This is a genomic window from Massilia sp. UMI-21 (genome assembly GCA_015277795.1).
In the GTDB taxonomy this organism is placed as follows: domain Bacteria; phylum Pseudomonadota; class Gammaproteobacteria; order Burkholderiales; family Burkholderiaceae_D; genus Telluria.
Window position 1 is genome coordinate 318,197 of record CP063848.1, and the last position, 26,406, is coordinate 344,602.

Below are 26,406 nucleotides of genomic sequence, written 5' to 3' on the forward strand. Positions count from 1 at the left end.
GCGATCCTTATGCCGCCAGCAGCAGCGACAGCTGCAGCGCCGTGCCCTCGGCCGGGTTTTGCTTGAAGCCGCTCTTGGCGAAGCGGTGCCAGCGCCCGGTCACGTAGCTCACCAAGAGGCTGGCGCGCGCCGCGACGTCGGTCTCGAGGCCGTGGCCCTGGGTGACGGCGATCCGCAAGGCGCCCTTGAACGCCATTTCGATGCGGTCGTAGAACCCGTTCATGCGCAGCTGCAGGCGTTCGTCCTCGCCAACCAGCGCGTCGCCGATCAGCACCCGGGTCATGCCGGGATTGTTGGCCGCGAACGACAGCAGCATCTGCAGGATTGCATGCGCCTGGTTCACGCCGCCTTCCTCGCGCTCGGCGATCTGGTTGATCAGGCCGAAGACGCTCGATTCGATGAATTCGATCAGCCCTTCGTACATCTGCGCCTTGCTGGCGAAGTGGCGGTACAGCGCCGCCTCCGACACCGACAGGCGCGCCGCCAGCGCCGCGGTGGTGATCTTCTCGCCCTTGGGCTGCTCGAGCATCGAGGCCAGGGCCTGGAGGATTTGCAGCTTGCGCTGGCCCGGCTTTGAACTTGCCATGTGATCCCTAGTAGATTGTTATCGTGTTAGCGCAGCCGGTGCAGACGCGCCGGAAGTTGCCGCACGGATTTTACTTTGACATCGACGTAACGGGGGCGTTTCAGGGTCCGCGGCAATGGTCCGATGCGCGGCCCGGCCCTGCCGATCGGATCGCTCATGCGCAGGTACTGGGTCACCCACACGGTGCGCAGGCCGAGGCGGCTGGCGCTTTTCAGGTTGTCCAGGGTGTCCTCGACCAGGATGCAGCGGCGCGCCGCCACGCCGTGCTTGCGCAGCAGACGGCGCAGCATCAGGCTCGATGGCTTGGGGCGCAGCTGGCGGTGCACGTGCATGTGCTCGATGGCGACGTGGTGCGCGAAATGCCGGCTCAGGCCCAGGTGGCGCATCACCTCGCTTGAATAGCGCGTCGGCGCATTGGTGAGCAGGATCTTGCGGCCCGGAAGGCGCCGCAGCAGCGTGGCCAGGCCTTTTTCGGCGCGCACCAGTTTATCCAGGGCGCCGATATCGTGCGTGACGTGCAGGAAGTCGGCCGCCGACACCCCGTGGTGGCGGATCATGCCGAGCAGGGTGGCGCCGTAGCGCTTCCAGTAACCCAAGCGCGCCGCGTCCACCGCGGCCTGGCTGGCGGGCGTGCATCCATCGCCCAGCACGCGCCCGATATAGGTGTTCATGTTGGCACTGATGGCCGGAAAGATGGCGTGCGACGCATCGTGCAAGGTGTTGTCGAGGTCGAACAGCCAGACGGGAGAGGGGAGGGTATGATTTGGCACGGTTCTGCACACGAGGGTAATAATGCGACGACGTTCGATTATAGTGGTCTTCTTCAGCCTGTTCCTGATGGCCTTCCAGGCACTGGCGGCCGGGCTTGCCGAACAACGCGGCGCACTGTTCCGGGTCACGGGCGGCGGACACGCCCTGTACCTGTACGGCACCATCCACGCCGGCCGTCCCGATTTCTATCCCCTCGAGCCGCGTATCCGCCAGGCCCTGGCCGACGCACCCACGCTGGCGCTGGAGATCGATGCCGGGCGCGACCCTGCCGCGGTCGCGGCGGCGCTGCGGGAACACGGCATGTTCCCGGACGGGCAGCCCGGCCTGGCCGGCCTGGCGCCCGAACGCCGCCGCCGCATCGCATCCGCCCTGAAGCAGCAGGGCCTCGACCCGGCCGCCGTGGCGCAGTTCAAACCCTGGATGATCGTCACCACGCTGGCCGTGATCGACGCCGTGAAAATGGGCTACGACCCGCGGCTGGGCGTGGACGCGCACCTGGCGCAGCAGGCGCGCGCGAGCGGCAAGACCCGCATCGCCGAACTCGAATCGATCGGCTACCAGGCCGCACTGCTGAACCGGCTCGCGATCGAGGACCAGTGGAAGCTGCTGGAAGAAACGCTGGAGAACGCGGCCTCGGGCCGCCAGCTGCGCGAAGCGCGCGAACTGTTCGCCGCCTACGAGCAAGCCGACCGGACGGCGCTGGAACGCATCGCGCAGCGCATCGAACAGGACGATTCCCTGGGCGGCAGGTTTACGCGCGAGCTCCTGATCGATGAACGCAACGGACCGATGGCGGACAAGGTGGCGGCACTGCTGGCGCGCGAGGACAAGGCGGTGGTGGCGGTGGGATTGCTGCACCTGGTGGGCAAACGCGGCGTGCCCGAGCTGCTGCGCAAGCGCGGCATCAAGGTGGAGCGGATCTACTAGGAGGGGTACTGCAGGAAGGAGAATGGTGCCCTTGACGTGGATTGAACACGTGGCCTCTCCCTTACCAAGGGAGTGCTCTACCACTGAGCTACAAGGGCATTCAGGTCGTTTTCGGTGGCGGAGATTTCCGCCACAAAAAATTTAGTGAGACCGGATCATAGTGCCAAACGCCTGTTCGGTCAAGACTTCGAGCAACAAACTGTGCTCGATGCGTCCGTCGATGATGTGGACGGTGTTCACGCCCGACTTCGCCGCGTCCAGGGCCGACGAGATCTTCGGCAGCATGCCGCCCGAAATCGTGCCGTCCGCGAACATCTCGTCGATCTCGCGTGCCGACAGGTCGGTGACCAGATTGCCCGACTTGTCCTGCACGCCGGCGATATTGGTCATCATGATGAGTTTTTCGGCTTTCAGGATCTCGGCGATCTTGCCGGCGACCACGTCGGCATTGATGTTGTAGGCCTGGCCGTCCTGGCCGAACCCGATCGGCGAGATGATCGGAATGAAGGCGTCGTCCTGCAGCGCCTTGACCACGGCCGGGTTGATCGCTTCGATCTCGCCGACGAAACCGATGTCGAGGAATTCGCCCGGCTTTTCCTTGTCCGGCATCGACATGCGGCGCGCACGGATCAGGCCGCCGTCCTTGCCGGTCAGGCCCACGGCCTGGCCGCCGTAGTGGTTGATCAACATGACGATGTCCTGCTGGACTTCGCCGCCCAGCACCCACTCGACCACTTCCATGGTTTCTTCGTCGGTGATGCGCATGCCCTGCACGAAGGTCCCCTGCTTGCCGATCTTCTTCAGGGCGTTGTCGATCTGCGGACCGCCGCCGTGCACCACGACCGGATTCATGCCCACCAGCTTGAGCAGGATGACGTCGCGCGCGAAGCCGTGCTTCAGGCGCTCGTCGGTCATGGCATTGCCGCCGTACTTGATGACGATGGTCTTGCCGTGGAAATTACGGATGTAGGGAAGCGCCTCGGCCAGGATCTGCGCCTTGATCTGCGGCGACACCTTGGTCAGGTCGCTGGGTTGGTCGTCGGAATTCAGGCTGCTCAAGGTAGCGTTCATGGAGGGTCCAAAATAAAGGTCGCAAGATTTTAAGGCAACAGCGTAGTACTTGTGCTGATTATATGGCGTCTTGTTGTATTTTATGGGCTGATCCACACCGTACCGAACCATGACTATTTGTCCAGCCCGGAGCGCCCGATGAGCACCTGCACCCGCTGCGGCGCCGAATTCGGCTGCGCCATGACCGATGGCAGCCCAGCACCCTGCTGGTGCACCGCGCTGCCGCCAGCCGTGCCCGTCCCGCAGGAGGCGGCCGGCTGCTGGTGCCCGGCCTGCCTGCGCGCCCATATCGACGCCGAGCTGGCGAAACGTCCAGGGTCGTAGCTCAGCGCTGCGTGCGGAAGAAGCGCATCATCTCGCGGCTCGCATCCGGCCCCTTGTCGTCCGTATAACTGCCGCGTGCATTGCCGCCCGACCAGGCGTGGCCGGCGCCGTGGATCAGCCAGTGCTCGGCGTGCACGCTGCCGTCGTCGTGGTGGTGCACGGTGCGCGTGTACGCGTGGCCGTTCGGCACCTGGCCTGGCTCGGCCGTGCTGCGTGCGCCGCGCACGCTTCCCTGCGCCACCACAGCGTCGCCATTCGCCGGGTGGACGGTGGTGTCGCGGTCGCCGTGGAACACGATGATCGGCACGGTGCGTCCCGGCGCCTGGCTGCGGCGGAAATCGCCCTGCATCGCCGCCAGCGCGGACGGCAGGTCCTTGGCCGCCGCAAACGGCAGCCCGGAATGGACGCCGACGGCCGCGTACAGGTCCGGATACAGCGTGCCCATGATGGTGGCCATCGCGCCCCCGGCCGACAGGCCGGCGACGAAGACCTGGTCCGCGTCGACCGGGTGGCGCGCCATGACGTCGCGGGTGATGCCGGCAATGATCGAGGGTTCGCCGCGGTCGCGCTGCTGGTCCGTTTCGCTGAACCAGTTCCAGCAGCGCGAGGCATTGGCCGCCTGCGATTGCGCCGGATACACGACCAGGCAGCCGAGTTCTTCGGCCAGCGCGTTCATTTGCGTGCCATGCGCGAAATCGTCCGGATTCTGGGTGCAGCCGTGCAGCATGACCACCAGTGCCGCCGGGGCGTCCGTCAGCGTGCTCGGCACATAGAGCTTGTAGTCGCGGGTGCCGGCTTCGTTGGTATAGCTGCCGCTGGTGAAGGTGCCGGGCCAGGGCGTGGCGTCCTGGCCGACCCCGGCGCCCAGGCCGCCGAACTGTTCGCGCACTGACTCCATGGTGCGCTGGAGGTTGGCCAGCATGTCGGGAACGACATTCGCTGCCGCGTGGTCCGGTGCCGCTTGATGTGCCTTGTGATGTGCCTTGTGATGTGCCGTGTGAGGCGGCGCCGTGTGTTCGCGCACCGGTTCGGCCTCGTTGGCGGCCGTTGCGCCCGGCGGCGGGTTGATGTCGCGCATCGGCGGCGCACCGGGAGCAGGGGGGGACGCCGGGCGCTGGAAGGCCGTGGCGTGCTTCATCGCTTCCTGAACGATGGCCGTGGTGTCCACCGGTCCTTTTTTCATCAGGCTGTCGGTGGCTTTGCGCATCTGCGCAAGCAAGTGCATGTTCAGTTTCATGGTGTTTCCTCCGCCGGCGCGATCACTGGATGCGCCCGGCAAGTGCCGCCTTGACCGCGCTGCTGGCATGCAGCGCGCCGAGGACGACGATGGATTCGATGGTGTCCAGCGCCAGTTCCGGCGGGACGTCGTGGGCGATGCTGGCCAGGCCGAGCACCTGGATCTGCAAGCGTTCGCCGGCCTCGTGGGCGCGCTCGAGATCGGCACGCGTGTAGTGGTGCATGCCGAGGACCAGGCTGCGCCGCGCGACCGTCTGGCGGACCACGTCGGCATGCGTCTGCAACTGGTTGCGGATCGCCGTGCGGATCAGGTCGGAACGGTTCGCATAAAAGCCTTCGCTCACCAGGAGATCGATCTGGCCGAGGTCGATTGGCCCCAGGTTGATGGTGATCTTTTCCGAATCCGCCGGCCGCGCCGCGTCTTTGGCCGAGGCTTTTGCCAATGCGCTCGACGCTATTTTCGTCATTTCCTTGCTCATGATGCCATCCGCTTCCTTACGCCACGCTTTCACCATCCATCTGGATGGTTCTTGGAGTGTACGCTTGTGGTGTGCTACGTCAAGACCGGACGTAGGCAAATGTGCCGGGCTGCGTTAATCTGCGCACATGCGTGCAGAAATACAACTCGGCCATTGCTTCGAATGGCAGTACACCGTTCCTGAACGGGCCACCGTGCCCGCGCTCTACCACGACACGCCGTTCTGTCGCGACATGCCGCCCGTGCTGGCGACCGGCTACCTGGTCGGCATGATGGAACTGGCCTGCCTGCACGGGCTGATGCCCTTCGTGGACTGGCCGGCCGAGCAGAGCCTGGGTACGATGGTCAGCTTCCGCCACCTGGCGCCGACGCCGCCGGGTATGACGCTCACCATCCGGGGCGAGGTGCTGGAAGTCGACGGCCGGCGCGTGCAGTTCCGGGTGGAGGCCTGGGACGACCTTGAAAAAGTGTGTGAAGGAATTCACGAACGCCACCTGATCGATCCGGAGCGCTTCCAGGACCGGCTGGCGCGCAAGCTGGCACAGTGGCGCGCCAGCCAGCCCTCGTCCCATACGGCAGGAGGGCCGCCACCCCGGAATGCGGGATAATGCGCGATGGCATTGCCATGTTTTTACTGATAAATGTTGATCGACTCGGCTGACATCGCTCCGCTGGATTTCCCGCGGACCGCGCGCGGCGAGATGGACGACGACCCGATACTGTATGCGCTGAATGATCGCGGCAGCCGGCTGGCCGGCGCCCTGATGTCACGCAGTTACTTCAATAAGCGCCTGCCATGAATCCCGAACTGCACACCCCCATCCCATCGCCCTGCATCAACCTGTGCCAGATGGACCCCGCGACCGGCCTGTGCCGCGGCTGCCTGCGCACGATCGACGAAATCGTCGCCTGGGGCAAGGCGAGCGATGACGACAAGCGCGCGGTCTGGGCCGAGATCCGGCGCCGCGAAGCCGAGATCGACTGGGGCTGAGGTGGACCTGCGCCTGCCGGCATCGATGCAGGTCTTCGAGCGCGGCTGGCTCTCGTCCAACAACGTCCTGTTCAGCGGCCGCGCGCAGAGCGCGCTGGTCGACAGCGGCTACGCGACGCACGCGCCGCAGACGCTGGCGCTGGTGCGCCAGGCCCTGGGCGGGCGTCCGCTGGACCGCCTGCTCAACACCCACCTGCACTCCGACCACTGCGGCGGCAATGCGCTGCTGCAGGCGGCCTATGGCTGCCGGACCGCGATTCCGGCCCTGGAGGCGGCCAAGATGGCGGCGTGGGACGAAGCGGCGCTCAGTTACCGCGCCACCGGCCAGCAGTGCCCGCGTTTCAGCTTCGACGCCGTGCTGGCGCCGGGCGACCGGCTCGCGCTGGGCGACCTGGCCTGGCAGGTGCTGGCGGCGCCTGGCCACGACCCGCACGCGCTGCTGTTCTTCTGCGCCGCCGAGGGCATCCTGATTGCCGGCGACGCGCTGTGGGAAAATGGTTTCGGCGTGATCTTCCCGGAGCTGGCGGGCGAACCGGGGTTTGCCGAGGTCGGCGCCACGCTCGACCTGATCGCCACGCTCGACGCCCGTGTCGTCGTACCCGGTCACGGCGCGGTGTTCGGAGACGTGCCCGGGGCGCTGGCGCGTGCCCGCGCGCGCCTGGACTACCTGAGCGCCGATCCGGTGCGCAATGCGCGCAATGCGGTCAAGGTGCTGCTGAAATTCCTGCTGCTCGAGCGCCGTACGCTGGCGCTGGAGACGCTGCCCGGCCTGCTGGCTTCGATCCCCCTGGTGGAGCGGGTGCGCACCCGGATCCTGGGGATGGAGCAGGACGAGCTGGCCCGCTGGGCCGGCGCGGCGCTGGCAAAGGCCGGCGCCGCCCGCGTCGAAGGAGCGCTGCTCGTCGACGTTTAGAGGCGAGAATCTAGCACGATCGTTCTTTTTTCGGGGCTATAATGCCCGGAGTTCCTCCATCAACCTGACGAGCGAAAGCCTTCCATGACGCTGCCTCCCGTGCTGCAAGACCTGTCCCTCCCCGTCATCGCTTCCCCGATGTTCATCGCCAGCGGTCCCGCGCTGGTGGCGGCCCAGTGCAAGGCCGGCATCGTCGGCTCCTTCCCGGCGCTGAACGCGCGCCCGGCCGAGCTGCTCGATACCTGGCTCACCGACCTGCAGCGCGAGCTGGCCGAGTACCAGCAGGCCAATCCGGACGCGAAGGTCGGCCCGATCGCGGTCAACCAGATCGTGCACCAGTCGAACGACCGCCTGGCGCACGACGTCGAAGTCTGCGTGAAGCACCAGGTGCCGATCATCATCTCGTCGCTGCGCGCGCCGCCCAAGGAAATGCTGGACGCCGTGCACGCCTACGGCGGCATCGTGCTGCACGACGTGGTCTCGATCCGCCACGCCGAAAAGGCGCTGGAGGCCGGCGTGGACGGCCTGATCCTGGTCGCGGCCGGCGCCGGCGGCCATGCCGGCGCGCTGTCGCCGTTCGCGCTGGTGGGCGAGGTGCGCAAGTTCTTCAAGGGGCCGATCGCGCTGTCCGGTTCGATCGCCACCGGCGACGCCATCCTGGCAGCCCAGGCCATGGGCGCCGACTTCGCCTACATCGGCTCGCGCTGGCTGGCGACGAAGGAATCGAACGTCACCGACGCCTACCGCGACGCGATCGTGGAGTCGCGCGCGGCCGACGTGGTGTACACCAACCTGTTTACTGGCGTGCACGGCAACTACCTCAAGAAATCGATCGTCGCGGCCGGACTCGATCCGGACAATCTGCCGGAATCGGACAAGAGCAAGATGAGCTTCGGCTCGGGCAGCGCCAAGGCCTGGCGCGACATCTGGGGCGCGGGCCAGGGCGTGGGCCTGATGGAAGACGTGCCGACGGTGGCCGAGATGGTGGAGCGCCTGAAGGCGGAATATGCGGCGGCGCGTGCGCGCCTGAGCCTGGTGTAGGGTGGGCGGCTTTGCCGCCCACGCGTTCAGCCAGCCGTCGAATGGACGATGCGCGTTATTTCATCGTATCGTTGGACGCGTGGGCGGGAGACCCGCCCACCCTACGAACATCAGTCGAGGCGCTTGGCGTCCGGCGTCGGGAACGCCGGCGGCGGCTCGTTCGCCGCGCTCAGGTCGTCGGGGTGGATCGACCACAGGCCCGGCAGGTTGCGCCAGTAGTTGTAGACGTCCATGCCGAAGCCGACCACGAATTCGTTCGGCAGCGTCAGGCCGATCAGGTCGGCCTTGATCGGCTTGGCGCGCTTGATGTCCTTGTCGGCGAACACGGCGACGATGACTTCGGCCGCGCCCATGTCGAGCAGGCGCTGCTTGACGTGGGCGAGCGTTTCGCCTTCGTCGAGGATATCGTCGACCACGACGATGGTGCGCCCGGCCACGTCCTGGCGCGGAATCACTTTCCACACGATCTGGCCGCCGCGGTCGGCGTCGCCGTAGCGGCTGACGTGGATGTAGTCGAATTCGAGCGGGAAGTCGAGCTGCGGCAGCAGGTGGCCGGTGAACACGACGGCGCCGCCCATCACGCCCAGCACCAGCGGAAAGTCCTTGTCTTCGGGATGGCCGAAGCGTGTGTTCAGTTGGGCGGCGACACGCGCCACCGCGGCCAGGACTTCTTCGGGCGTGACGATCTGGGTGGCGTTGGCGAGGAGCGCACGGGCGCGGTCATGGTGGTAGTCTTGCATGCTCATTCTGTCTTCTGGTGGAAAGATGGCGGGCCGCTCAGATGCCCGATGATGTGCCGGATTATGCGCTAATCGGGTGCATGGGCGCGTTCCCGTTGGAATCAGCTGGCTGTTCGGCTCGCCGCAATTTCAGCTTGCAGCTTGCGGGCCGATGCCGCTACGAAATCCATCCTGTCTCCTGCGCCGGCTGCTGCCGGTCAACGTGTCGGTCCGCGCATTGTAACGGATGATGTCATGGCGCAATAACCCGGAGCGCCACGTCCGGGCATTGCGGCGTATCATACGTGGCTTGGAAAACAACAAACGACCAGCCATGTCCAGCCCAGAATTCGAACAAGCCCGCAGCCAACGCCTGGCCCAACTGCGCAGCGCGATGGCGCGCGCCGGCATCGATGCCTACATCGTGCCGTCGAGCGACCCGCACCTGTCGGAATACCTGCCCGGCCACTGGAAGGGCAGGGAGTGGCTGTCCGGCTTCACCGGCTCGGTCGGCACCTTCATCGCCACGGCAAGCTTCGCCGGCGTCTGGACCGACGGCCGCTACTGGACCCAGGCCGAGACCGAGCTGGCCGGCAGCGAAGGGGAAAGCAAGATCGCGCTCATGAAGATCCCGGGCGCGGCGAGCCAGATGCACGTGGACTGGCTGGCCGCCAATCTCGCGCCCGGCCAGACGGCGGCCGTCGACGCGCGCGTGCTCGGCCTGGCCGGCGCCCGCCTGCTGGCCGACGCCCTGGCGGCCAAGGGCGTCATGCTGCGCCTCGATGTCGACCTGCTCGACGAAGTCTGGTCGGATCGCCCGTCACTGCCGGCCGACCCGGTGTTCGAGCACCTGCCGCCGTATGCGACCATGCCCCGGCTCGACAAGCTGGCCGCGACCCGCGCCGCCATGGAGCAGCATGGCGCGGGCTTCCATTTCATCTCGACGCTCGACGATATCGCCTACCTGTTCAACCTGCGCGGCACCGACGTCAGCTTCAACCCGGTGTTCCTGGCGCATGCGCTGGTCGGCCGCGCCGACGCCACCCTGTTCGTGGGCGAGGGCAAGGTAGCGCCCGAGCTGCGCGCGCGCCTCGAAGCGGACGGCGTGCACCTGGCGCCGTACGCGAACACCGCTACCGCGCTGGGTGCGTTGCCGGACGGCGCCACCCTGCTGCTCGATCCGCGCCGCGTCACCGCCGGCATGCGCGCCGCCGTCGGGCCGGGCGTGAACGTGGTGGAAGCGATCAACCCGACCACCTTCGCCAAGTCGCGCAAGCTCGATGCGGAGGCCGTCAACGTGCGCAGCGCGATGGAACACGACGGCGCGGCGCTGTGCGAATTCTTCTGCTGGCTCGAAGCCGAGCTGGCCAACGGCAGCCGCACGCCATTGGACGAAGTCGCGATCGACACCCACATCACGGCCGCGCGCAGCCGCCGCCCGAACTTCATCAGCCCGAGTTTCTCGACAATCGCCGGCTTCAACGCCAACGGCGCGATCATGCATTACCGTGCGGCGCAGGAAAGCTGCGCGGTCATCGAGGGCGACGGCCTGCTGCTGATCGACTCGGGCGGTCAGTACCTGGGCGGCACCACCGACATCACCCGCGTGATCCCGGTGGGCACGCCATCCAGCGCGCAGAAGTGCGACTACACGCTGGTCTTGAAAGGCCTGATCAACCTGTCCGCGACGCGCTTCCCGCGCGGCACCCGGGCGCCGCTGCTGGACGCCGTCGCGCGCGCGCCGATCTGGGCCGCCGGCATCGACTACGGCCACGGCACCGGCCACGGCGTCGGCTACTTCCTGAACGTGCACGAAGGTCCGCAGACCATCTCCCCGAGCGTGCCGCCGGACCCGCATACCGCGATGGAGCCGGGCATGATCACCTCGATCGAGCCGGGCATCTACCGGCCGGGTCGCTGGGGCATCCGCATCGAGAACCTGGTGCTGAACCAGGTCGTGGACAACACCGAGTTCGGCGAATTCCTGGGCTTCGAAACGCTCACCCTGTGCCCGATCGACACCCGTCCACTGGAGCGCACGCTGCTGCGCCAGGACGAGATCGCGTGGCTGAACGCCTACCATGCCACCGTGCGCGCGCGCCTGGAACCGCACGTGCGCGGCGCGGCGCGCGAGTGGCTGTTCGCGCGCACGGAGGCGATCTGATGGCCAGCTCACGTTCCACCCGCGCCAGTGCGGCGGTCGAGCGCCTCAAGAAGCGCACCGGGAACAGCGCCTATTCGATGGCGCGCACCGGCGACGGACTGTTTTATTTGTCCGAGGCCCCCGGCGCCCCCGCGCTCAATGCGCCGCTCGAGCTGGACGACTTCGTCGCATTCGTGAACGGCCTCGGCCCGCAGGAGGTGAAGCGGATCAGCAAGCATGACGAGGCTTTCGAGAAGCAACTGGTGCGCAAGAAGCCGGGAGCCTGACGATCCGCGTATGCCTTCCCTGCCCGCCAACCCCCTGCTTGCCGCTTACTGGTCCGAATCCAGCATCGCCACGAATGGCCTGATCCTGCTGCACCTGGCCGGCGCGCTGGCGTTGGGGCTGCTGGTCGGCTACGAGCGTGCCTACCACGGCCGCGCCGCCGGCATGCGCACCTACGGCCTGGTGTGCATGGCCTCGGCGGCGCTGACCATCCTGGCCGGCTATCCGGACTTCTGGTACGGCGGCCATGGCGGCGTGCTGGCGCCGGTCGACCCTACCCGCATCATCCAGGGCGTGGTGACCGGCATCGGCTTTCTCGGCGCCGGCGTGATCATGCGCGAAGGTTTCAACATCAGCGGCCTGACCACGGCGGCCTCGATCTGGGCCTCGTCCGCGATCGGCATCCTGGTGGGCGTCGGCTTCTACCTGGCGGCGATGGGCCTGGCCTTTTTCTCGGGGATGATCATGATCTACCTGAACCGCCTGGAGACGATTTTGCCGTCGCGCCATGCGGTGGCGGTGCGCATGCGTTTCAAGCCGCAGGTCTTGCCGCGCGAAGAAGTGCTGCGCCAGGCCGCGCTCGAGCGCGGCTACGAGATCGCGGGCAGCTCGCTGACGATCAGCAGCGACGAGGGCCGCCAGGAGTGGCGCTTCGTGGCGCTGGCGCTGTCCAACCGCAGCGGCGCGCCGCTGTCGGAGCTGGCCACCGAACTGGCCGCGTTCGAGGGACTGGAAGCCTTCCAGCTTTCGCACGCACGCAATTAAAAAAGCGATCAACAACAATAAGCCTGTTTTCCATTACTGGGGTTCATCAATGCAAGCACAAGACGTTCTCGATTTCTGGTTCCTGCCGGAAGGCAGCCAGGGCCATGGCCAGCAGCGCAAGCAGTGGTTCCAAAAGGACGATGCCTTCGACAGCACGGTGCAGGAGCGCTTCGGCGCCCTGATCCACCAGGCGATGGCGGGCGGGCTGCGCGAGTGGGACGAGATCGGACCGCGCGGTACGCTGGCGCGCATCCTCGTACTCGACCAGCTCACCCGCAACGCTTTCCGCTGCAAGCCGGAATCCTTCGGTGGCGACATCCTGGCGCTGGCCGCCGCGCGGCAGCTGGTCGATTCGGGCGCGCACCTGAACCTGTCGCCGGTCGAGCGCCAGTTCGTCTACATGCCCTTCGAGCATGCCGAAGACGCGCGCATGCAGGAGCAGGCCGTGACCCTGTTCACCGAACTGGCCGCGCAGCACGAAGGCTTCGGCGAAGCACTCGACTATGCGCACCGCCACCGCGGCGTGATCGCCCGCTTCGGCCGCTTCCCGCACCGTAACGCCATCCTCGGACGCGCCTCGACCCCGGAAGAGCTGGCCTACCTGCAACTGCCCGGCGCCGGTTTCTGACGTGTCGACGCTGAACCTGGTCGGCGCCGGCCACGTCGGCCGCGCGCTCGGACGCCTGTTCGCCGCGCGCGGGCCCTTCACGCTGCAGGATGTCCTGACCCGCTCCGATGCCAGCGCGCACGAAGCGGTGGCCTTCATCGGCGCCGGCCATGCCTGCGCCACGCGCGCGCAGATGCGTGCCGCGCAGGTGTGGATGCTGGCCGTGGGAGATGACGCGATCGCGCCCGCCTGCGAAGCCCTGGCGCACAGCGGGCAACTGGCAGGCGCCGTGGTGTTCCACTGCAGCGGCGCCAAGGCTTCCAGCGAGCTGCAGGCCGCGCGCGCTGCCGGCGCCTTCGTGGCCAGCGTGCATCCGGTGCGCAGTTTCGCGGACCCGGAAGCGGTGGCAGCGGATTTTGCCGGCACTTTCTGCGGCATCGAGGGCGACCCACAGGCGCTGGCCGTGCTGGAGCCGGCCTTCGCCGCGATCGGCGCGCGCCTGGTGCGCATCGACCCGGCCGCCAAGACCGTCTACCACGCGGCCGCCGTGTTCGCGTCGAACTACCTGGTGACCGTGGTCGACGCCGCGCTGCGCGCCTACCAGGCGGCCGGTGTACCGGCCCAGGTGGCGCGCGAACTGGCGCGGCCGCTCGCCACCGAGGCGCTGGCCAACGTGTTCCGCCTCGGGCCCGAAGCGGCGCTCAGCGGTCCGGTCGCACGCGGCGACTTCGCCACCGTGGCGCGCCAGCAGGAAGCCGTCATGCGCTGGGATCCCGCCACCGGCCGTCTGTACGAGGCGCTGGTGCCGCCGACAGCCGATCTGGCACGGCGCAAGCGCGGAGACGCCTGAACTTATCCAGTACTTATACAGCGCTTGTTCAAGGCTTATTCAGCGCTTGTTCAGCACTTATCCAGTGTTTATCCCGGCGCTTTTCCCGGGCTTTTCCAAGACATTCCCATGCTCTTATCCAAAGCTTTATCCACAGGGGTTCCGATGTTCTTCACTGCCTGGGCCACCCTGGCCGCACTCGGCGTGTATTTCTGGACCGGCGTGAACGCCGGCCGCGCGCGCATCCGCTACCAGGTGCCGGCGCCCTCGATGGAGGGTCCGGAGGCCTTCCTGCGCTGCCAGCGGGTGCAGGCCAATACCCTCGAGCAGCTGCCGCTGCTGCTGGTGCCCTTGTGGCTGTGCGCCTTCTACCTGGGCGACGCATGGGCGGCGGCCGGCGGCCTGCTGTGGTGCGCAGGCCGCATTGCCTATGCACTCGGCTATTACCGCGATCCGGCGCGTCGCGAACTCGGCTTCATTACGGGGATGGTGGCTTGCGCGTTGTTAATTTGCGGCACCGCCTGGGGACTATTGCTGCGCTAACGCCAAGAAACCGCAGACAGTGGTCGACAAAGTTCCCGCAGGGCAATAAGCTAGGATGCTGAGGAAACCAAACCGATCCGCCCGCTGCGCCCTGCCGACCCGGCGCGTGCCGCCGTGCGGGCAACAGGAGAAGGAGAGAACATGCTGTTCTTGAAGAGTACCAGTGTCACCAGGGCCCCGGGCATCTACGAAGTCGACATCGCAGCCAAGCCGCCCGGCAAGACCTTCGGTGTCTTCCTTGCCACCGATCCGGACAATCCGCCGCAGACCGTGCTGGCGGGCCTGGCCGAACTCGGCTTCAAGAACACGCACCAGCAGACCTATGTCCACAAGGACAAGGGCAAGGTGCTGGACCTGCACTTCCAGAAGGATGGCAGCGACTTGTTCAACGGCTGGAAGGCCGAGGAATGCAAGGCCAACCTGGCGGCCATCGAAGCGCTGTTCGGCAACGTCGGCATCGACGTGACGCCGCGTGTGATGAGCCTTGCCGAAGCCTACGCCTGAGAGCGTCCAACGATTCCCCGATGGCTTGCCCTCGGGGTTTGTCAGGCGCTCTCTGTAATGACCTCGATGTGGTACAGCGCCCACAAGGGCCCCAGGCCGCCAAGCGCCATCGGCTGAGCGTCAAGCTGCGTCGCCACTTGCACAAATGGATCTATTCGACTCGACCCCGGCCTTGCTGCCGATTCCCCTGCGCGATGGCGAACTGGCCTTCCTCGCCCAGCTGCCGCTGCCCTGGCCGAACGGGCTGGTGCTGGCGCGCCTGATCGCGGAAACCGACTGGCGCGAGGAGACCGTCGTGGTGTACGGCAAGCGCCACCGGCAGCCGCGCCTCTCGGCCTGGCACGGCGACAAGGCCTACCGTTACTCCGGCTTGAGCCTGGCTCCTGCGCCATTCACGCCGCTGCTCGACACCATCCGCCAGGCGGCCGAGCAAGCCACCGGGCGGCGCTACAACAGCGTGCTCCTGAACTATTACCGTGATGGCCGCGACAGCATGGGCATGCACAGCGACGACGAACCGGAACTGGGACCGGAGCCGGCGATCGCCTCGGTCAGCTTCGGCGCCACGCGACCGTTCGTCCTGCGCCACAAGGCCAGCAAGGAAACGGTCAAGCTGCCGCTGACGGACGGCAGCCTGCTGTTCATGGCCGGGAAGACGCAGGCCAATTGGATGCATGGGATCAATAAAACCGCAAAGCCGCTGGGTCCGCGTGTGAACCTAACTTTCCGAAACATCGAGTAACGAGCGCGCTTTTTTCCGTATCTTCTGTGGCAAATATCTAACGCATCAGTCATTAATTTACATCTGCTTACAGTTCTTACGGCTTTAGGACTTTCATCAAGGGGAGCGAATGCTATCTTGGCCATATCGCGATTCGTTCGGAATCGCGAACCAGTCAAGTAAAAGGATTCGCAATGAACAAGCTTCTCGTTGTACTGATCGCATCTGCCGCCGCCATGTCGGCAGCCCAGGCCCAGACCACCGGCGCACCGCGCGCCTATGTCGGCGCCGGGATCGCGAGTGCCGACCATGACTTCAAGATGTCCGGCGCCTCGAACGTCGATACCGAAGGCTACAAGGCATCCGGCAAGCTCTTCGGTGGATATGAGTTCGACCAGACCTGGGGTGTCGAAGCCGGCTACACCGATTTCCGCAAGTCCGACGTCAACTACTCGATCGGCGGCGTCAACAACCGCGGCGAAACCGATGGCCATGCCTACTACCTGGCCGCCAAGGCGACATGGCCGGTCAACGAGCAGGTCTCGGTGTACGGCAAGCTCGGCGCGGCGCGCACCAAGAGCGAACTGGAAACCCTGAACGCAGTGCAGAACATGAGCCGTAGCAAAACCGAAGCCTATGGTGCGCTCGGCGCGGAGTACAAGCTGAACCAGAATGTGTCGCTGGTCGGCGAATACGAACGCTACGGCAAGAGCAAGGACTTCGGCGCCAAGGCCGACGTCTTCACCATCGGCGCGAAATACGCGTTCTAAGCTTGCATCTGCTGTAAGCAAAAAAAGGCCCTGCGGGGCCTTTTTGCTTACCTGGCTCACAACCTGGCAAAGCCGTTCGATTGCGGACGATGCACCCAGGGCGGCACGATCAGTGCCGGGCCCGGCGCCGGCAGCGGATGGCCGGCAAGCACGAAGCGACGCAGCGAAGACCAGGGCCACTCGTTGGGATGGCTGCAGAAACCGTGCCGTACCGCATCCAGGTGGGTATAGTCGACCAGCGCCGCGTACTCGCGTTCGTCGCCGACCCGGTAGTGCTGGTAATGGCGTTCCCAGATCGCGCCCTCGCTCGCATCCGGCACCGACTTGCGCAGCGCCTTGGAAAAGGCGATCTTGACCGCACGCCAGCGGCTCGAGCAGTCGTGGTCGCCCGGCGGCAGCGTCCAGATCGCATGCGCATGGTCCGGCAGGACGGTCCAGGCATCGACATGGAAGGGCTTGCGCACGCGCGCCAGCCGCATGGCTTCACCGAAGGCAGAAATATGGTCTGTCAGCAGGGTGCTGCCCCGTTCGAGCAGGCGCACCGTGAAAAAAAACGTCCCGCCCGGGACGCGGTTGTCGCGGTAATCAGTCATGGGCTCCGTCAGTCCGTCCCTCGGAAAAGCAGCGGACATCCGAGGCCGGCTGGCCTCATCGAGAAAGATTCTACACACGACTTCTGGCAGAGCGCGTTCGTTTCCGACGATAAAAAAATCCCCGCATTGGCGGGGATTTCCTTTATGAAACAAGACCTTACTGCTGAGCTTAGGTCGTCAGCGGCTTGTAGCGAATACGCTTCGGCTTGGCGCCTTCTTCGCCCAGTCGCTTCTTCTTGTCGGCTTCGTATTCCTGGTAGTTACCGTCAAAGAAGGTCACCTGCGAATTGCCTTCGAAGGCCAGGATGTGGGTGGCGATGCGGTCCAGGAACCAGCGGTCGTGCGAGATCACCATCACGCTGCCGGCGAACTCGAGCAGGGCGTCTTCGAGTGCGCGCAGGGTTTCCACGTCGAGGTCGTTCGACGGTTCGTCCAGCAGCAGCACGTTGCCGCCCTGCAGCAGGGTCTTGGCCAGGTGCAGGCGGCCGCGTTCGCCGCCCGACAGGTTGCCGACCACCTTTTGCTGGTCCGAACCCTTGAAGTTGAAGCGGCCGAGATAAGCGCGCGAGGGCATCTCGAAGCGGCCCACGCTGAGCATGTCGGCGCCGCCGGTCACGTCCTCGAACACGGTCTTGCCGTTGGCCAGTTCGTCGCGGTGCTGGTCGACCAGCGATACCTTGGCGGTCTGGCCGATCGCGACTTCGCCGCTGTCCGGCTGTTCCTTGCCGGCGATCATCTTGAACAGGGTCGACTTACCGGCGCCGTTCGGGCCGATGATGCCGACGATCGCGCCCGGCGGCACCGTGAAGGACAGGTTGTCGATCAGGAGGCGGTCACCAAACGCTTTCGAGACGTTCTTGAACTCGATGACTTCATTGCCCAGGCGCTCGGCCACGGGGATGAAGATCTCCTGGGTCTCGTTGCGCTTCTGGTATTCGTATTCGCTCAGCTCATTGAAGCGGGCCAGACGGGCCTTCGACTTGGCCTGGCGCGCCTTCGGGTTCTGGCGCGACCATTCGAGTTCTTTCTGCAGGGCTTTCTGGCGTGCCGATTCGGTCGCTTCTTCCTGTTTCAGGCGCGCCTGTTTCTGGTCCAGCCAGGACGAGTAATTGCCCTTCCATGGGATGCCCGAACCGCGGTCCAGTTCCAGGATCCATTCGGCGGCGTTGTCGAGGAAGTAGCGGTCGTGGGTGATGCCCACCACGGTGCCCGGGAAGCGCAGCAGGAACTGCTCCAGCCACTCGACCGATTCGGCGTCCAGGTGGTTGGTCGGCTCGTCCAGCAGCAGCATGTCCGGTTTGCTCAGCAGCAGCTTGCACAGCGCCACGCGGCGCTTCTCGCCGCCCGACAGTACGCCGATCTTCTGGTCCCACGGCGGCAGGCGCAGCGCATCGGCGGCCATTTCCATTTGCAGGTTCAGGTTGCCGCCATCGGCCGCGGCGATGATCGATTCGAGGCGCTCCTGCTCCTTGGCCAGGGCGTCGAAGTCGGCGTCCTCGTCCGCATAGGCGGCGTACACGGCTTCCAGCTTGGCTTGCGCCTCGAAGGCTTCGCCCAGGCCCGATTCCACTTCCTGGCGCACGGTTTTTTCCGGGTCGAGTTGCGGCTCCTGCGGCAGGTAGCCGATGTTCAGGCCGGGCATCGGGCGCGCTTCGCCCTGGATGTCGGTGTCGATGCCGGCCATGATCTTCAGCAGGGTCGACTTGCCCGAGCCGTTCAGGCCGAGCACGCCGATCTTCGCACCCGGGAAGAAGGACAGCGAAATATCTTTCAGGATCTGGCGTTTTGGCGGGACGATTTTGCCCACGCGGTTCATGGTATAGACGTAATTGGCCATGCTTTACTCTGGTGTTGTTTAAGGTGCACAGGATACGACAGAACCCGCCGCGCGGGACACAGGTTTTTGTGCCCGCGCGGGTTCGCTCAGTCTTTCTTGCGGGTCCGACTGCGTGCCAGGCCTTCGCCGGCGAACAGCGCCAGCGCGGCCCAGATCATCAGGAAGCCGACCAGGCGCTCGCTGCTGAAGGCTTCGTGGAACAGCCACACGCCCAGCAGGAACTGGATGGTGGGCGACAGGTACTGCAGCAGGCCCAGGATCGACAGCGGGATCTGGCGCGCGCCGGTGGCAAACAGCAGCAGCGGAATCGCCGTGATCGGCCCGGCGGCGGCCAGCAGCAGGCGCGTCGCGTCGGAAGGCGCGTTGAGGAAGGCATTCTCGCCGTGCACGGTCAGCCAGCCCACGTAAGCGAGCGCAAACGGAAACAGCACCATGGTCTCGAAGGACAGGCCCTCGAGCGCGCCCAGTGCGGCGGTCTTGCGCAGCAGGCCGTAGGCGCCGAAGCTGGCCGCCAGCAGTAGCGCGATCCAGGGTACCGAGCCCGACTGCCAGGTGAGCCAGCCGACGCCCAGCGCGGCAATGGCAATCGCGGCCCATTGGGCCGGGCGCATGCGCTCCTTCAATATCAGGTACCCGAACATGATGTTCACCAGCGGGTTGATGAAATAGCCCAGGCTGGCCTCGATCACGTGGCCGTTCTTGACCGCCCAGATGTAGACCAGCCAGTTGGCCGACAGCAGGCAGGCGGAGGCGACGAAACTCCAGAACACACGCGGCTGGCGGACCAGGGCCAGCCACTTCCACTGGCGGCGCAAGGCCAGCACCACCAGCAGAAACGCGAGTGACCACAGTACCCGGTGCGCCAGGATCTGGGATGGCGGCACCTCGCCAAGCGCGTGGAAATAAATAGGGAACAGGCCCCAGGCCAGGAAGGCGAGGGCGGCGGAGAGGATACCGGAGCGCATGGAAAAGGAGGCGATTGCTGGGGTGACATTATCCCTGATGCGCAATTTCTCTGCTGGGACAAGGGCTTTTCCAGCCGGTGTATCATCCAAGGCGAATCTTCTTGCAATTTTCTTGTCGTTATTTTATGGTGCGCTGCACCAGAACAGAACAATGGTGTCACCTTGAGTTCAGAAAATAAGAAGAGCAGCGTCGCGGCGCTGACGCTGGCCGCCGTCGGCATCGTCTACGGCGACATCGGCACCAGCCCCCTGTACACCCTGCGTGCGATCTTCGACGATACGCACGGCCTCCCCCTCACCACTCCCAACATCATCGGCGTCATCTCCCTGATCTTCTGGAGCCTGACGATTATCGTTTCGCTCAAGTACGTCACCCTGGTGCTGCGTGCCGACAACCGCGGCGAAGGCGGCATCATGGCGCTGATGGCGCTGGCCACCAATTCGGTGACCAAGGCGTCGCGCTGGCATTTCCCCTTGCTGGTCATCGGCGTGCTCGGCACCACCATGTTCTACGGCGACAGCGTGATCACACCGGCGATCTCGGTGCTGGGCGCCATCGAGGGCCTGGAAGTGGCGGCGCCCGGCATGGCGCACTACGTGGTGCCGCTGGCGGTGGTGGTGCTGGTGCTCCTGTACAGCGTGCAGCGCCATGGCACGGCCGGCATCGGCCGCTTCTTCGGTCCCGTCATGCTGGTCTGGTTCATCACGCTGGCCGTCATGGGCATCATCAACATCATCGAAGCGCCGGTCATCCTGCATGCGCTCAATCCCTGGAACGCACTGCGCTTCATGCTGGAAAATAAACTGCTGGCCTTCGTCGCCCTGGGGGCAGTGGTGCTGGCGATTACCGGGGCCGAGGCGCTGTACGCCGACATGGGCCACTTCGGCCGCAAGCCGATCCGCCTGGCCTGGTTCGCCATCGCTTTTCCGGCACTGGCGTTGAACTACCTCGGCCAGGGCGGCCTCCTGATCATGCAGCCCGATGCGGTCGAGAATCCCTTCTTCCACCAGCTCGGCGCCTGGAGCGTGATTCCGCTGGTGATCCTGTCGACCATGGCGGCCGTGATCGCTTCGCAGGCGACCATCTCGGGCACCTATTCGATGACCAAGCAGGCGATCGCGCTTGGCCTGCTGCCGCGCATGCGCATCCTGCACACCTCGGAAAGCGAGATCGGCCAGATCTACATCCCGGCCGTGAACTGGCTGCAGCTGGCGATCGTCCTGGTCGCCGTGGTCGGCTTCGGTTCCTCGGACAACCTGGCCGGCGCCTACGGTATCGCGGTGACCGCGACCATGATGGCCACCACCATCCTCACCTTCTTCGTGACGCGCTACCGCTGGCGCCTGCCGCTGCTCGTGTGCCTGGGCGCGACCGGCTTCTTCCTGGTGATCGACGTCATGCTGTTCGCGTCGACCAGCCTGAAGCTGCTCCACGGCGGCTGGTTCCCGCTGCTGCTCGGCACCGTGCTGCTGACCCTGATGCTGACCTGGAAGCGCGGCCGCGAGCTGGTGTTCGAGAACCTGGAAAAGCACGCCATTCCGCTGGAAGCCTTCATGGAATCGCTGTTCGTGGCGCCGCCGGCGCGGGTGCCCGGCACCGCGCTGTTCCTGCGCGGCGAAAGCGATGGCGTGCCACATGCCCTATTGCACAATCTGTCGCACAACAAGGTCTTGCACGAACGCGTCGTGTTCCTGACAGTGCATATCCGCGAGGAACCCTGGGTGCCGGTGGCGGAACAGGTGCAGGTGGTCGAGCTTGGCCATAACTGCTTCCAGCTCAACGTCCAGTACGGTTTCAAGGACGAGCCGGACATCCCCGACATCCTGCGCCAGTGCACCGGCCTCGGCTTGAGCTTCGAGATGATGGAAACCTCTTTCTTCATCGCGCGCCAGACCGTGATTTCGACGCCGGGACGCGGGATGGCGCCATGGCGCGAGCACCTGTTCGCCATATTGTCGCGCAATGCCCGCGCAGCCGCGGACTACTACCAGATCCCGCCGAACCGGGTGATCGAACTCGGGACCCAGGTCGAGATCTGATTACAAAAGCGCACAGAAAAATACAAATTGCGGACAGTCGGGGGACAGACGCTTGATTGGGGCTCCGGTAAGGTTCAGGGTTTCGCCACATAAACTCTGCACCCAAGGACCTCCCATGAAGCTGAAATTTCCCCTGATCGCCGCCTTTGTCGCCATCCTCAGCCTGACCGCCTGCGGCGGCGGCGGGGACGATTCCGGCGCCGAGGTCGTCAATCCGAACAACCCGACCGCGCTGGTCAAGAAGGACGACGTGCTCGGTACCGGCGCCGAAGCCGTGTCCGGCAAGACTGCCACCGTGACTTATACGCTGTGGCTCTACAGCGTCTCGGCTACCGATCACAAGGGCACCCGCCTGGAGTCGAATTCCTTCTCGTTCAAGCTCGGCACCAATGCCGTGATTCCCGGCTTCGAGCAGGGCGTGACCGGCATGAAGGTCGGTGGCAAGCGCACCATCGAGGTGCCGGCAAGCCTGGGCTACGGTGTGCGCGGTTCCAACGGCATTCCGGGCAACAATGGCCTGGTGTTCGAAATCAGCCTGACCAAGGTCGAGTAAGACCGCGGATGCAGAGAGACCGGGGCGCTGCCCCGGTTTTTTTTGCGCGCACGCCTGCGCCGGCGCACAGGCCGGGCCCGTCATATGCACGATGCTGCTGTTCCCGACGACTCTGCCTGTGCGCCATGCCTTTCCTTCCCGCCCTGGTTTTCTTCCTTGCCGGCCCGTCCCTACCCGTGGCCGTGCCTGCGCCCGTGGCGCATACCGCCGCCTGCCTGCCGGCGCGCCCCATGCATGACGAGCCCGACGGCTGGTTGTTGCTGGCGGGGCTGGTCGTGTGGTCGGCAGGTCGCCTGGCAACGCGGCCGCAGCGCTCAGTGCGCCGCAGACAGAAGTCCACACGAGATTTTGGACATTGATATTTCTCAAACCCGCAGAGCCGGCTTTTGGAGATGCTGCAAGTCCCCTTCACTCAAGCATCAAGGTTAGTCATGCGATATTCTCTGCACGCCCTTCTGCTGTCCTCTTCGCTCCTTGCTCCGCTCGCCGCGCATAGCCAGTCCCTCTACAAAATGACCTTCCTGCCATCCAACACCACGCCGCACGCCATCGACGCCACCGGGCGCATCGTGGGCATCGGCACCGATGGACGCGGCTTCGTGTGGTCGCGTGGCGCCATGGCCAGCCTGGGCACGCTTGGCGGCAATTCCAGCATGGCCACGGCCATCAGCCCGACCGCCCAGGTCACCGGCTCGGCGGATGCCAGGAATGGGGTTTCCCATGCCTTCGTGTACAACGGCAGGTCGCTGCGCGACCTCGGCACGCTCAATGGCCGGCCGACCTTCGGCACGGCCATCAACGCGAGCGGGCAGGTGGCTGGGTATGCACTGGACCGCAGCGGCAACGACCGCGCCTTCCTGTATTCCGGCGGCAAGATGACCGCGATCGGCAGCCTCGGCAGCGGCGTCGCGCGCGCCACCGGGATCAACGGCGCCGGCACGGTGGTCGGCGTGTCCTTCCTGCGCGGATTCACGGCCCAGCGCGCGTTTGTGTATGCGAAAGGCGCGATGAAGGATCTCGGCACCCTCGGCGGTCCCTCGAGCAGCGCCGCGGCCGTCAACGAGCGCGGCGAAGTGGCCGGCATGAGCTTCGTGAACGCCGACATCCAGCATGCCTTCCTGTACCGCGGCGGCGCCATGATCGACATCGGTTCCCTGGGCGGCGCCTCCACCGAAGCGCGCGCCCTGAACAATGCCGGGATGGTGGTCGGCTACTCGACCCGCGCGAACGACGTGCCCGGCCAGAGTTTCTCGCATGCTTTCCTGTACCGTGACGGCGTGATGCACGACCTGAACGACCTGGTCGCCAAGCGCGGCCTCTGGACCGTACTCGATGCGGTCGGCATCAACGACGCCCGCCAGATCGCCGCCTATGCGTGCACCGATCTCGGCGACTGCCGCGCGGTGCTGCTAGAACCCTGAGGCAGCTTATTGTCAGCAAAACGGGGAGTGCCGTCGGCGCTCCCCGTTTTTCATCAAGCGACGAACCCGTGCCCGCCTGAGTTATCGCAGAGCGCCCTGCGCCGCCTGCCGCATGCTTGTAATATCGATAACTATCAAGGGCGATCATGGTGTCAAGAAAAATCACGCTTGGCCTGCTGGCGCTGCTGGCCTGCCCGGTCGTGGCGGTGGCGGAGCCGGTTTATTCGATCTCTTTCCTGCCGGCGGGCTTTGATGCCAGGGCCATCAACAATGCGGGCCGTATCGTCGGCAATACGGCCGAGGGCGTCAGCGTCTGGGATGGCGCCGCACTGGTCAATCTGGGCCTGGGTGCGAACAGCTACGGCTACGCGATCAACAACCGTGGCGATGTCGCCGGCGCCCTGAACGGAAGCTACGGCCAGCCCTTCCTGTATACATCCGGCACGCTGCGCAAGGCCGGGCCGGTGCTCGACGAGGTCCAGACCGGGCGCGCCAACGGCCTGAACGACCTGGGCCACGTGGCCGGCGAGTATGCCACCTTCGGCGGCGACCAGCACGCCTGGGTAGACGTGAACGGCAGCGTGCAGATGCTCGGCACGCTGCGCGGCTGGGAAACCTGGGCCATCTCGACGGCGATCAACCGCCACGGCCAGGTGGTGGGCAGCTCGACCTACGAGGGGGCCGACTCGCCCTGGACCGGGCACGCTTTCCTGTACCAGGACGGCGCCATGCACGACCTGGGCAGCCTCGGCGGCTGGGACAGCGCCGCCAACGATATCAACGACCTGGGGCAAGTCGTCGGCTGGTCGCACGACGAAACCGGAGACACGGTTCCCTTCCTCTACAGCGGCGGTGCGATGCGTTCGCTGGGCCCCCTGGACGGTGATGACTACGTCGCCGGCGAGGCCAGGGCAATCAACAATCTCGGGATGGCGGTCGGCTGGTCCCAATACTGGCAAGAAGAACGGGCCGCCTTCCTGTACCTGGACGGCACGATGCGCAACCTGAACCGGTTGGTCGATGGCGCCGACGGCTGGTGGGTGGTCGAAGCCGTCGATATCAACGACGCGCGCCAAATCCTCGGTACCGCCTGCCGGATGGACGAGTGCCTGTCGGTGCGGCTCGACCTGGTCTCCGCGGTGCCCGAACCGGGCGGCTTTGCGCTGCTGGCGGCCGGGCTGGTCCTGCTGGCGGGGCGGCGCCATGCGGGCGGGCGCGACAACGTACGCTTTTCCTAGCGCAGCATGTCGACGTGCATGATGCCGTCTTCGTCGTAGGGGGCGGAGACAGTGTCGAAGCCGAAACCCTGGTAGAACTTTTCCAGGTACTGCTGGGCGCCGATGCGGATGCGGTGGCCCGGATACAGCGCCTCGGCGCGCGCGATGCCTTCGAGCAGCAGGGCGCGGCCGGCGCCGCTGCCGCGCGCAGCCTTGGTCGTGATCACGCGGCCGAGCGACATCTCGTCGTATTTCACGCCGGGACCGAGCACGCGCAGGTAGGCGGCCAGCTGACGCCTGCCCTCCACCATGCGCCAGCCGAGCAGGTGGTGGGCCTGCGGGTCGAGCCCGTCGATGTCGGGATAGAGGCAGGTCTGCTCGAGGATGAACACGTCCTGGCGCTGGGCCAGCACCTCGTACAGGTCGGCGGGGGTGAGGTCCTTGAAATGGGTGAACTGCCAGTCGATCATGGGAATAGCCGGGATGTGGGTGACGCGCGTGGCAAGGCTCACGCGGCGGTTTCGTATGCTTCGAGGATGTTGATTGTAGCGGTGCCGCCACTGTTTCCGCTGTTTCCGATCGAGCCGGCCTGCGCAGCCCCCTCGAACAGGAAGACCGCCGGCAGGCCGAGGTGGGCGATGCGTTCGCCGATGCGCAGGAAGTCGCCGCCCTGCAGCCCGAACGCGCAAGCCATGCCGCCGTCCAGCGCCACCACCAGCGCTTGGGGACGGCACATGGCCAGCTTGACGCAGGCCGTCTCCAGCGCGGCAAGCCACGCGGCGCTGCCGCAGCCCTGCGCCAGCGGCAGGTTCATGTTGTAGCCGAGTCCCGCGCCCGTGCCCTGTTCGCCGGCATGGCCGGCATACCAGGGATAGGCATGGCATGGGTCGAGGTGGATCGACACGCACAGCACATCGCTGCGCCCGTAGAAGATGTCCTGGGTGCCGTCGCCGTGGTGGCGCGCGATGTCCAGGATGGCCACGCGCTGCAAACCGTCGTCCAGCAGGTGCTGCGCCGCCAGCGCGGCATTGTTCAGGAAGCAGCCGCCGCCGAAACCCTCGGCGCGCGCATGGTGGCCGGGCGGATGGGTCAGGGCGAAGCTGCCGCGCTCCCCCACGCGCAGGGCGTGCGCGGCATTGATGGCGCAGTCGGCACCGGTCTTGGCCGCGCTCCAGGTGCCGCCATGAAGCGGCGTGCGGCCGTCGGCGGCGAACAGGCCGAGGCGCGCAAGCACATCCTCCGGTTCCGGTTCGGAGGTGATGCCGCGCGGCGGCCAGAAGACGGGCAAGAGGTCCTGCTGCGCATTGGCCGGATCGAGCGCGGTCCACGCGCTCCACGCCGTACGCAGGAAGTGCAGGTAGCGCGGCGTGTGCACGCGTTCGAGCGATACCAGCGGCACCCCGTGCGGGGTGACGACGCGCCCCAGGCCGCGCCGCTCGAACTCCCCCAGTGTCAGGCCGACCGCGTCGGGCTGCCCGTCCCACGGCGCCGCGCCGCGCCAGGCGGCCTGCTGGACATGGTGTTCGTTGTAGAACGTGAGCATGCGGGTGCCGGCG

31 protein-coding genes and 1 tRNA gene are annotated in these 26,406 nt (G+C 66.0%); 20 read left to right on the forward strand and 12 right to left on the reverse strand.

Going from position 1 to position 26,406, the window contains the following annotated elements:
* Nucleotides 1-7: 7 nt before the first annotated feature.
* Nucleotides 8-586, reverse strand: a complete 579-nt coding sequence (gene slmA, locus IM543_01410) for a nucleoid occlusion factor SlmA (protein ID QOY94613.1) — start codon at nucleotides 584-586, stop codon at nucleotides 8-10.
* A 26-nt stretch (nucleotides 587-612) separates the two neighbouring features.
* On the reverse strand, nucleotides 613-1,356 hold the full coding sequence (locus IM543_01415; GenBank protein ID QOY94614.1) for a pyrimidine 5'-nucleotidase: 744 nt from the start codon (nucleotides 1,354-1,356) through the stop codon (nucleotides 613-615).
* A gap of 22 nt (nucleotides 1,357-1,378) precedes the next feature.
* Between IM543_01415 and IM543_01420 the strand changes: the two genes are divergently transcribed.
* Nucleotides 1,379-2,284: a TraB/GumN family protein gene (locus IM543_01420; GenBank protein ID QOY94615.1), complete on the forward strand. Its 906-nt coding sequence runs from the start codon at nucleotides 1,379-1,381 to the stop codon at nucleotides 2,282-2,284.
* Nucleotides 2,285-2,307: 23 nt separating this feature from the next.
* On the opposite strand, the gene IM543_01425 is transcribed toward IM543_01420, so the two are convergent.
* Both IM543_01425 and argB read right to left on the reverse strand, forming a co-directional pair.
* A tRNA-Thr gene (locus tag IM543_01425) sits at nucleotides 2,308-2,382 on the reverse strand.
* 43 nt (nucleotides 2,383-2,425) lie between these two features.
* On the reverse strand, nucleotides 2,426-3,355 hold the full coding sequence (gene argB / locus IM543_01430; GenBank protein ID QOY94616.1) for an acetylglutamate kinase: 930 nt from the start codon (nucleotides 3,353-3,355) through the stop codon (nucleotides 2,426-2,428).
* Nucleotides 3,356-3,493: 138 nt separating this feature from the next.
* Between argB and IM543_01435 the strand changes: the two genes are divergently transcribed.
* Nucleotides 3,494-3,679, forward strand: a complete 186-nt coding sequence (locus IM543_01435) for a cysteine-rich CWC family protein (protein ID QOY94617.1) — start codon at nucleotides 3,494-3,496, stop codon at nucleotides 3,677-3,679.
* A gap of 1 nt (nucleotide 3,680) precedes the next feature.
* Here IM543_01435 and IM543_01440 read toward each other — a convergent pair whose 3' ends face one another.
* Nucleotides 3,681-4,886, reverse strand: coding sequence for a PHB depolymerase family esterase (locus IM543_01440; protein QOY96463.1), 1,206 nt, complete (start codon nucleotides 4,884-4,886; stop codon nucleotides 3,681-3,683).
* A 52-nt stretch (nucleotides 4,887-4,938) separates the two neighbouring features.
* Nucleotides 4,939-5,382 carry a CopG family transcriptional regulator gene (locus tag IM543_01445; GenBank protein ID QOY96464.1) on the reverse strand — a complete coding sequence of 148 codons (444 nt, stop codon included), beginning with the start codon at nucleotides 5,380-5,382 and terminating at the stop codon, nucleotides 4,939-4,941.
* A 139-nt stretch (nucleotides 5,383-5,521) separates the two neighbouring features.
* Between IM543_01445 and IM543_01450 the strand changes: the two genes are divergently transcribed.
* The 5 genes from IM543_01450 (at nucleotide 5,522) to IM543_01470 (ending at nucleotide 8,338) form a co-directional block, all read left to right on the forward strand.
* The gene (locus IM543_01450) at nucleotides 5,522-6,001 is read left to right on the forward strand and encodes a thioesterase family protein (protein ID QOY94618.1); all 480 of its coding nucleotides are present in this window, start codon (nucleotides 5,522-5,524) and stop codon (nucleotides 5,999-6,001) included.
* A 33-nt stretch (nucleotides 6,002-6,034) separates the two neighbouring features.
* Nucleotides 6,035-6,193, forward strand: coding sequence for a hypothetical protein (locus IM543_01455; protein ID QOY94619.1), 159 nt, complete (start codon nucleotides 6,035-6,037; stop codon nucleotides 6,191-6,193).
* Nucleotides 6,190-6,384, forward strand: a complete 195-nt coding sequence (locus IM543_01460; GenBank protein ID QOY94620.1) for a DUF1289 domain-containing protein — start codon at nucleotides 6,190-6,192, stop codon at nucleotides 6,382-6,384. The genes IM543_01455 and IM543_01460 overlap by 4 nt, the downstream gene beginning before the upstream one ends.
* A gap of 25 nt (nucleotides 6,385-6,409) precedes the next feature.
* Nucleotides 6,410-7,297 carry an MBL fold metallo-hydrolase gene (locus IM543_01465; GenBank protein QOY96465.1) on the forward strand — a complete coding sequence of 296 codons (888 nt, stop codon included), beginning with the start codon at nucleotides 6,410-6,412 and terminating at the stop codon, nucleotides 7,295-7,297.
* Between the two features lie 84 nt (nucleotides 7,298-7,381).
* On the forward strand, nucleotides 7,382-8,338 hold the full coding sequence (locus IM543_01470; protein QOY94621.1) for a nitronate monooxygenase: 957 nt from the start codon (nucleotides 7,382-7,384) through the stop codon (nucleotides 8,336-8,338).
* Between the two features lie 110 nt (nucleotides 8,339-8,448).
* Here IM543_01470 and IM543_01475 read toward each other — a convergent pair whose 3' ends face one another.
* Complete coding sequence (locus IM543_01475) at nucleotides 8,449-9,078, reverse strand: hypoxanthine-guanine phosphoribosyltransferase (GenBank protein ID QOY96466.1); 630 nt, start codon at nucleotides 9,076-9,078, stop codon at nucleotides 8,449-8,451.
* 313 nt (nucleotides 9,079-9,391) lie between these two features.
* Here IM543_01475 and IM543_01480 point away from each other — a divergent pair, with 313 nt between their 5' ends.
* The 9 genes from IM543_01480 to IM543_01520 all read left to right on the forward strand — a co-directional run bounded on the left by IM543_01480 (nucleotide 9,392) and on the right by IM543_01520 (nucleotide 16,224).
* Nucleotides 9,392-11,221 carry an aminopeptidase P family protein gene (locus IM543_01480; GenBank protein QOY94622.1) on the forward strand — a complete coding sequence of 610 codons (1,830 nt, stop codon included), beginning with the start codon at nucleotides 9,392-9,394 and terminating at the stop codon, nucleotides 11,219-11,221.
* Nucleotides 11,221-11,487: a hypothetical protein gene (locus tag IM543_01485; GenBank protein ID QOY94623.1), complete on the forward strand. Its 267-nt coding sequence runs from the start codon at nucleotides 11,221-11,223 to the stop codon at nucleotides 11,485-11,487. The genes IM543_01480 and IM543_01485 overlap by 1 nt, the downstream gene beginning before the upstream one ends.
* A gap of 10 nt (nucleotides 11,488-11,497) precedes the next feature.
* Entirely contained in the window at nucleotides 11,498-12,250 is a 753-nt protein-coding gene (locus IM543_01490) for an MgtC/SapB family protein (protein QOY94624.1), read from the forward strand.
* A 49-nt stretch (nucleotides 12,251-12,299) separates the two neighbouring features.
* Nucleotides 12,300-12,878 carry a DUF924 domain-containing protein gene (locus tag IM543_01495; protein QOY94625.1) on the forward strand — a complete coding sequence of 193 codons (579 nt, stop codon included), beginning with the start codon at nucleotides 12,300-12,302 and terminating at the stop codon, nucleotides 12,876-12,878.
* A 1-nt stretch (nucleotide 12,879) separates the two neighbouring features.
* Nucleotides 12,880-13,707: a DUF2520 domain-containing protein gene (locus IM543_01500; protein ID QOY94626.1), complete on the forward strand. Its 828-nt coding sequence runs from the start codon at nucleotides 12,880-12,882 to the stop codon at nucleotides 13,705-13,707.
* A gap of 144 nt (nucleotides 13,708-13,851) precedes the next feature.
* On the forward strand, nucleotides 13,852-14,229 hold the full coding sequence (locus tag IM543_01505; protein ID QOY94627.1) for an MAPEG family protein: 378 nt from the start codon (nucleotides 13,852-13,854) through the stop codon (nucleotides 14,227-14,229).
* A 141-nt stretch (nucleotides 14,230-14,370) separates the two neighbouring features.
* Complete coding sequence (locus tag IM543_01510; protein QOY94628.1) at nucleotides 14,371-14,733, forward strand: hypothetical protein; 363 nt, start codon at nucleotides 14,371-14,373, stop codon at nucleotides 14,731-14,733.
* Between the two features lie 145 nt (nucleotides 14,734-14,878).
* Nucleotides 14,879-15,475 (forward strand): alpha-ketoglutarate-dependent dioxygenase AlkB, encoded by a 597-nt coding sequence (locus IM543_01515; protein ID QOY94629.1) that lies wholly within the window; start codon nucleotides 14,879-14,881, stop codon nucleotides 15,473-15,475.
* A gap of 173 nt (nucleotides 15,476-15,648) precedes the next feature.
* Nucleotides 15,649-16,224: a porin family protein gene (locus tag IM543_01520; protein ID QOY94630.1), complete on the forward strand. Its 576-nt coding sequence runs from the start codon at nucleotides 15,649-15,651 to the stop codon at nucleotides 16,222-16,224.
* A 56-nt stretch (nucleotides 16,225-16,280) separates the two neighbouring features.
* Here IM543_01520 and IM543_01525 read toward each other — a convergent pair whose 3' ends face one another.
* The 3 genes from IM543_01525 to rarD all read right to left on the reverse strand — a co-directional run bounded on the left by IM543_01525 (nucleotide 16,281) and on the right by rarD (nucleotide 19,619).
* Complete coding sequence (locus tag IM543_01525; GenBank protein ID QOY94631.1) at nucleotides 16,281-16,856, reverse strand: transposase; 576 nt, start codon at nucleotides 16,854-16,856, stop codon at nucleotides 16,281-16,283.
* Between the two features lie 130 nt (nucleotides 16,857-16,986).
* On the reverse strand, nucleotides 16,987-18,654 hold the full coding sequence (gene ettA / locus IM543_01530; protein QOY94632.1) for an energy-dependent translational throttle protein EttA: 1,668 nt from the start codon (nucleotides 18,652-18,654) through the stop codon (nucleotides 16,987-16,989).
* Between the two features lie 86 nt (nucleotides 18,655-18,740).
* A complete protein-coding gene (gene rarD / locus IM543_01535) occupies nucleotides 18,741-19,619 on the reverse strand; it encodes an EamA family transporter RarD (protein QOY94633.1) in 879 nt (292 codons plus the stop codon).
* A 162-nt stretch (nucleotides 19,620-19,781) separates the two neighbouring features.
* Between rarD and IM543_01540 the strand changes: the two genes are divergently transcribed.
* From IM543_01540 to IM543_01555, 4 genes are all read left to right on the forward strand, one after another.
* Nucleotides 19,782-21,659, forward strand: coding sequence for a potassium transporter Kup (locus IM543_01540; GenBank protein ID QOY94634.1), 1,878 nt, complete (start codon nucleotides 19,782-19,784; stop codon nucleotides 21,657-21,659).
* 115 nt (nucleotides 21,660-21,774) lie between these two features.
* Nucleotides 21,775-22,212 (forward strand): FKBP-type peptidyl-prolyl cis-trans isomerase, encoded by a 438-nt coding sequence (locus IM543_01545; GenBank protein QOY94635.1) that lies wholly within the window; start codon nucleotides 21,775-21,777, stop codon nucleotides 22,210-22,212.
* A 431-nt stretch (nucleotides 22,213-22,643) separates the two neighbouring features.
* Entirely contained in the window at nucleotides 22,644-23,633 is a 990-nt protein-coding gene (locus IM543_01550; GenBank protein QOY94636.1) for a hypothetical protein, read from the forward strand.
* Nucleotides 23,634-23,779: 146 nt separating this feature from the next.
* Nucleotides 23,780-24,871, forward strand: coding sequence for a DUF3466 family protein (locus IM543_01555; GenBank protein ID QOY94637.1), 1,092 nt, complete (start codon nucleotides 23,780-23,782; stop codon nucleotides 24,869-24,871).
* On the opposite strand, the gene IM543_01560 is transcribed toward IM543_01555, so the two are convergent.
* Together IM543_01560 and IM543_01565 are read right to left on the reverse strand one after the other, a co-directional pair.
* Complete coding sequence (locus IM543_01560) at nucleotides 24,868-25,320, reverse strand: GNAT family N-acetyltransferase (GenBank protein QOY96467.1); 453 nt, start codon at nucleotides 25,318-25,320, stop codon at nucleotides 24,868-24,870. The genes IM543_01555 and IM543_01560 overlap by 4 nt on opposite strands.
* A gap of 38 nt (nucleotides 25,321-25,358) precedes the next feature.
* On the reverse strand, nucleotides 25,359-26,393 hold the full coding sequence (locus tag IM543_01565; protein ID QOY94638.1) for a histone deacetylase family protein: 1,035 nt from the start codon (nucleotides 26,391-26,393) through the stop codon (nucleotides 25,359-25,361).
* Nucleotides 26,394-26,406 lie beyond the last annotated feature (13 nt).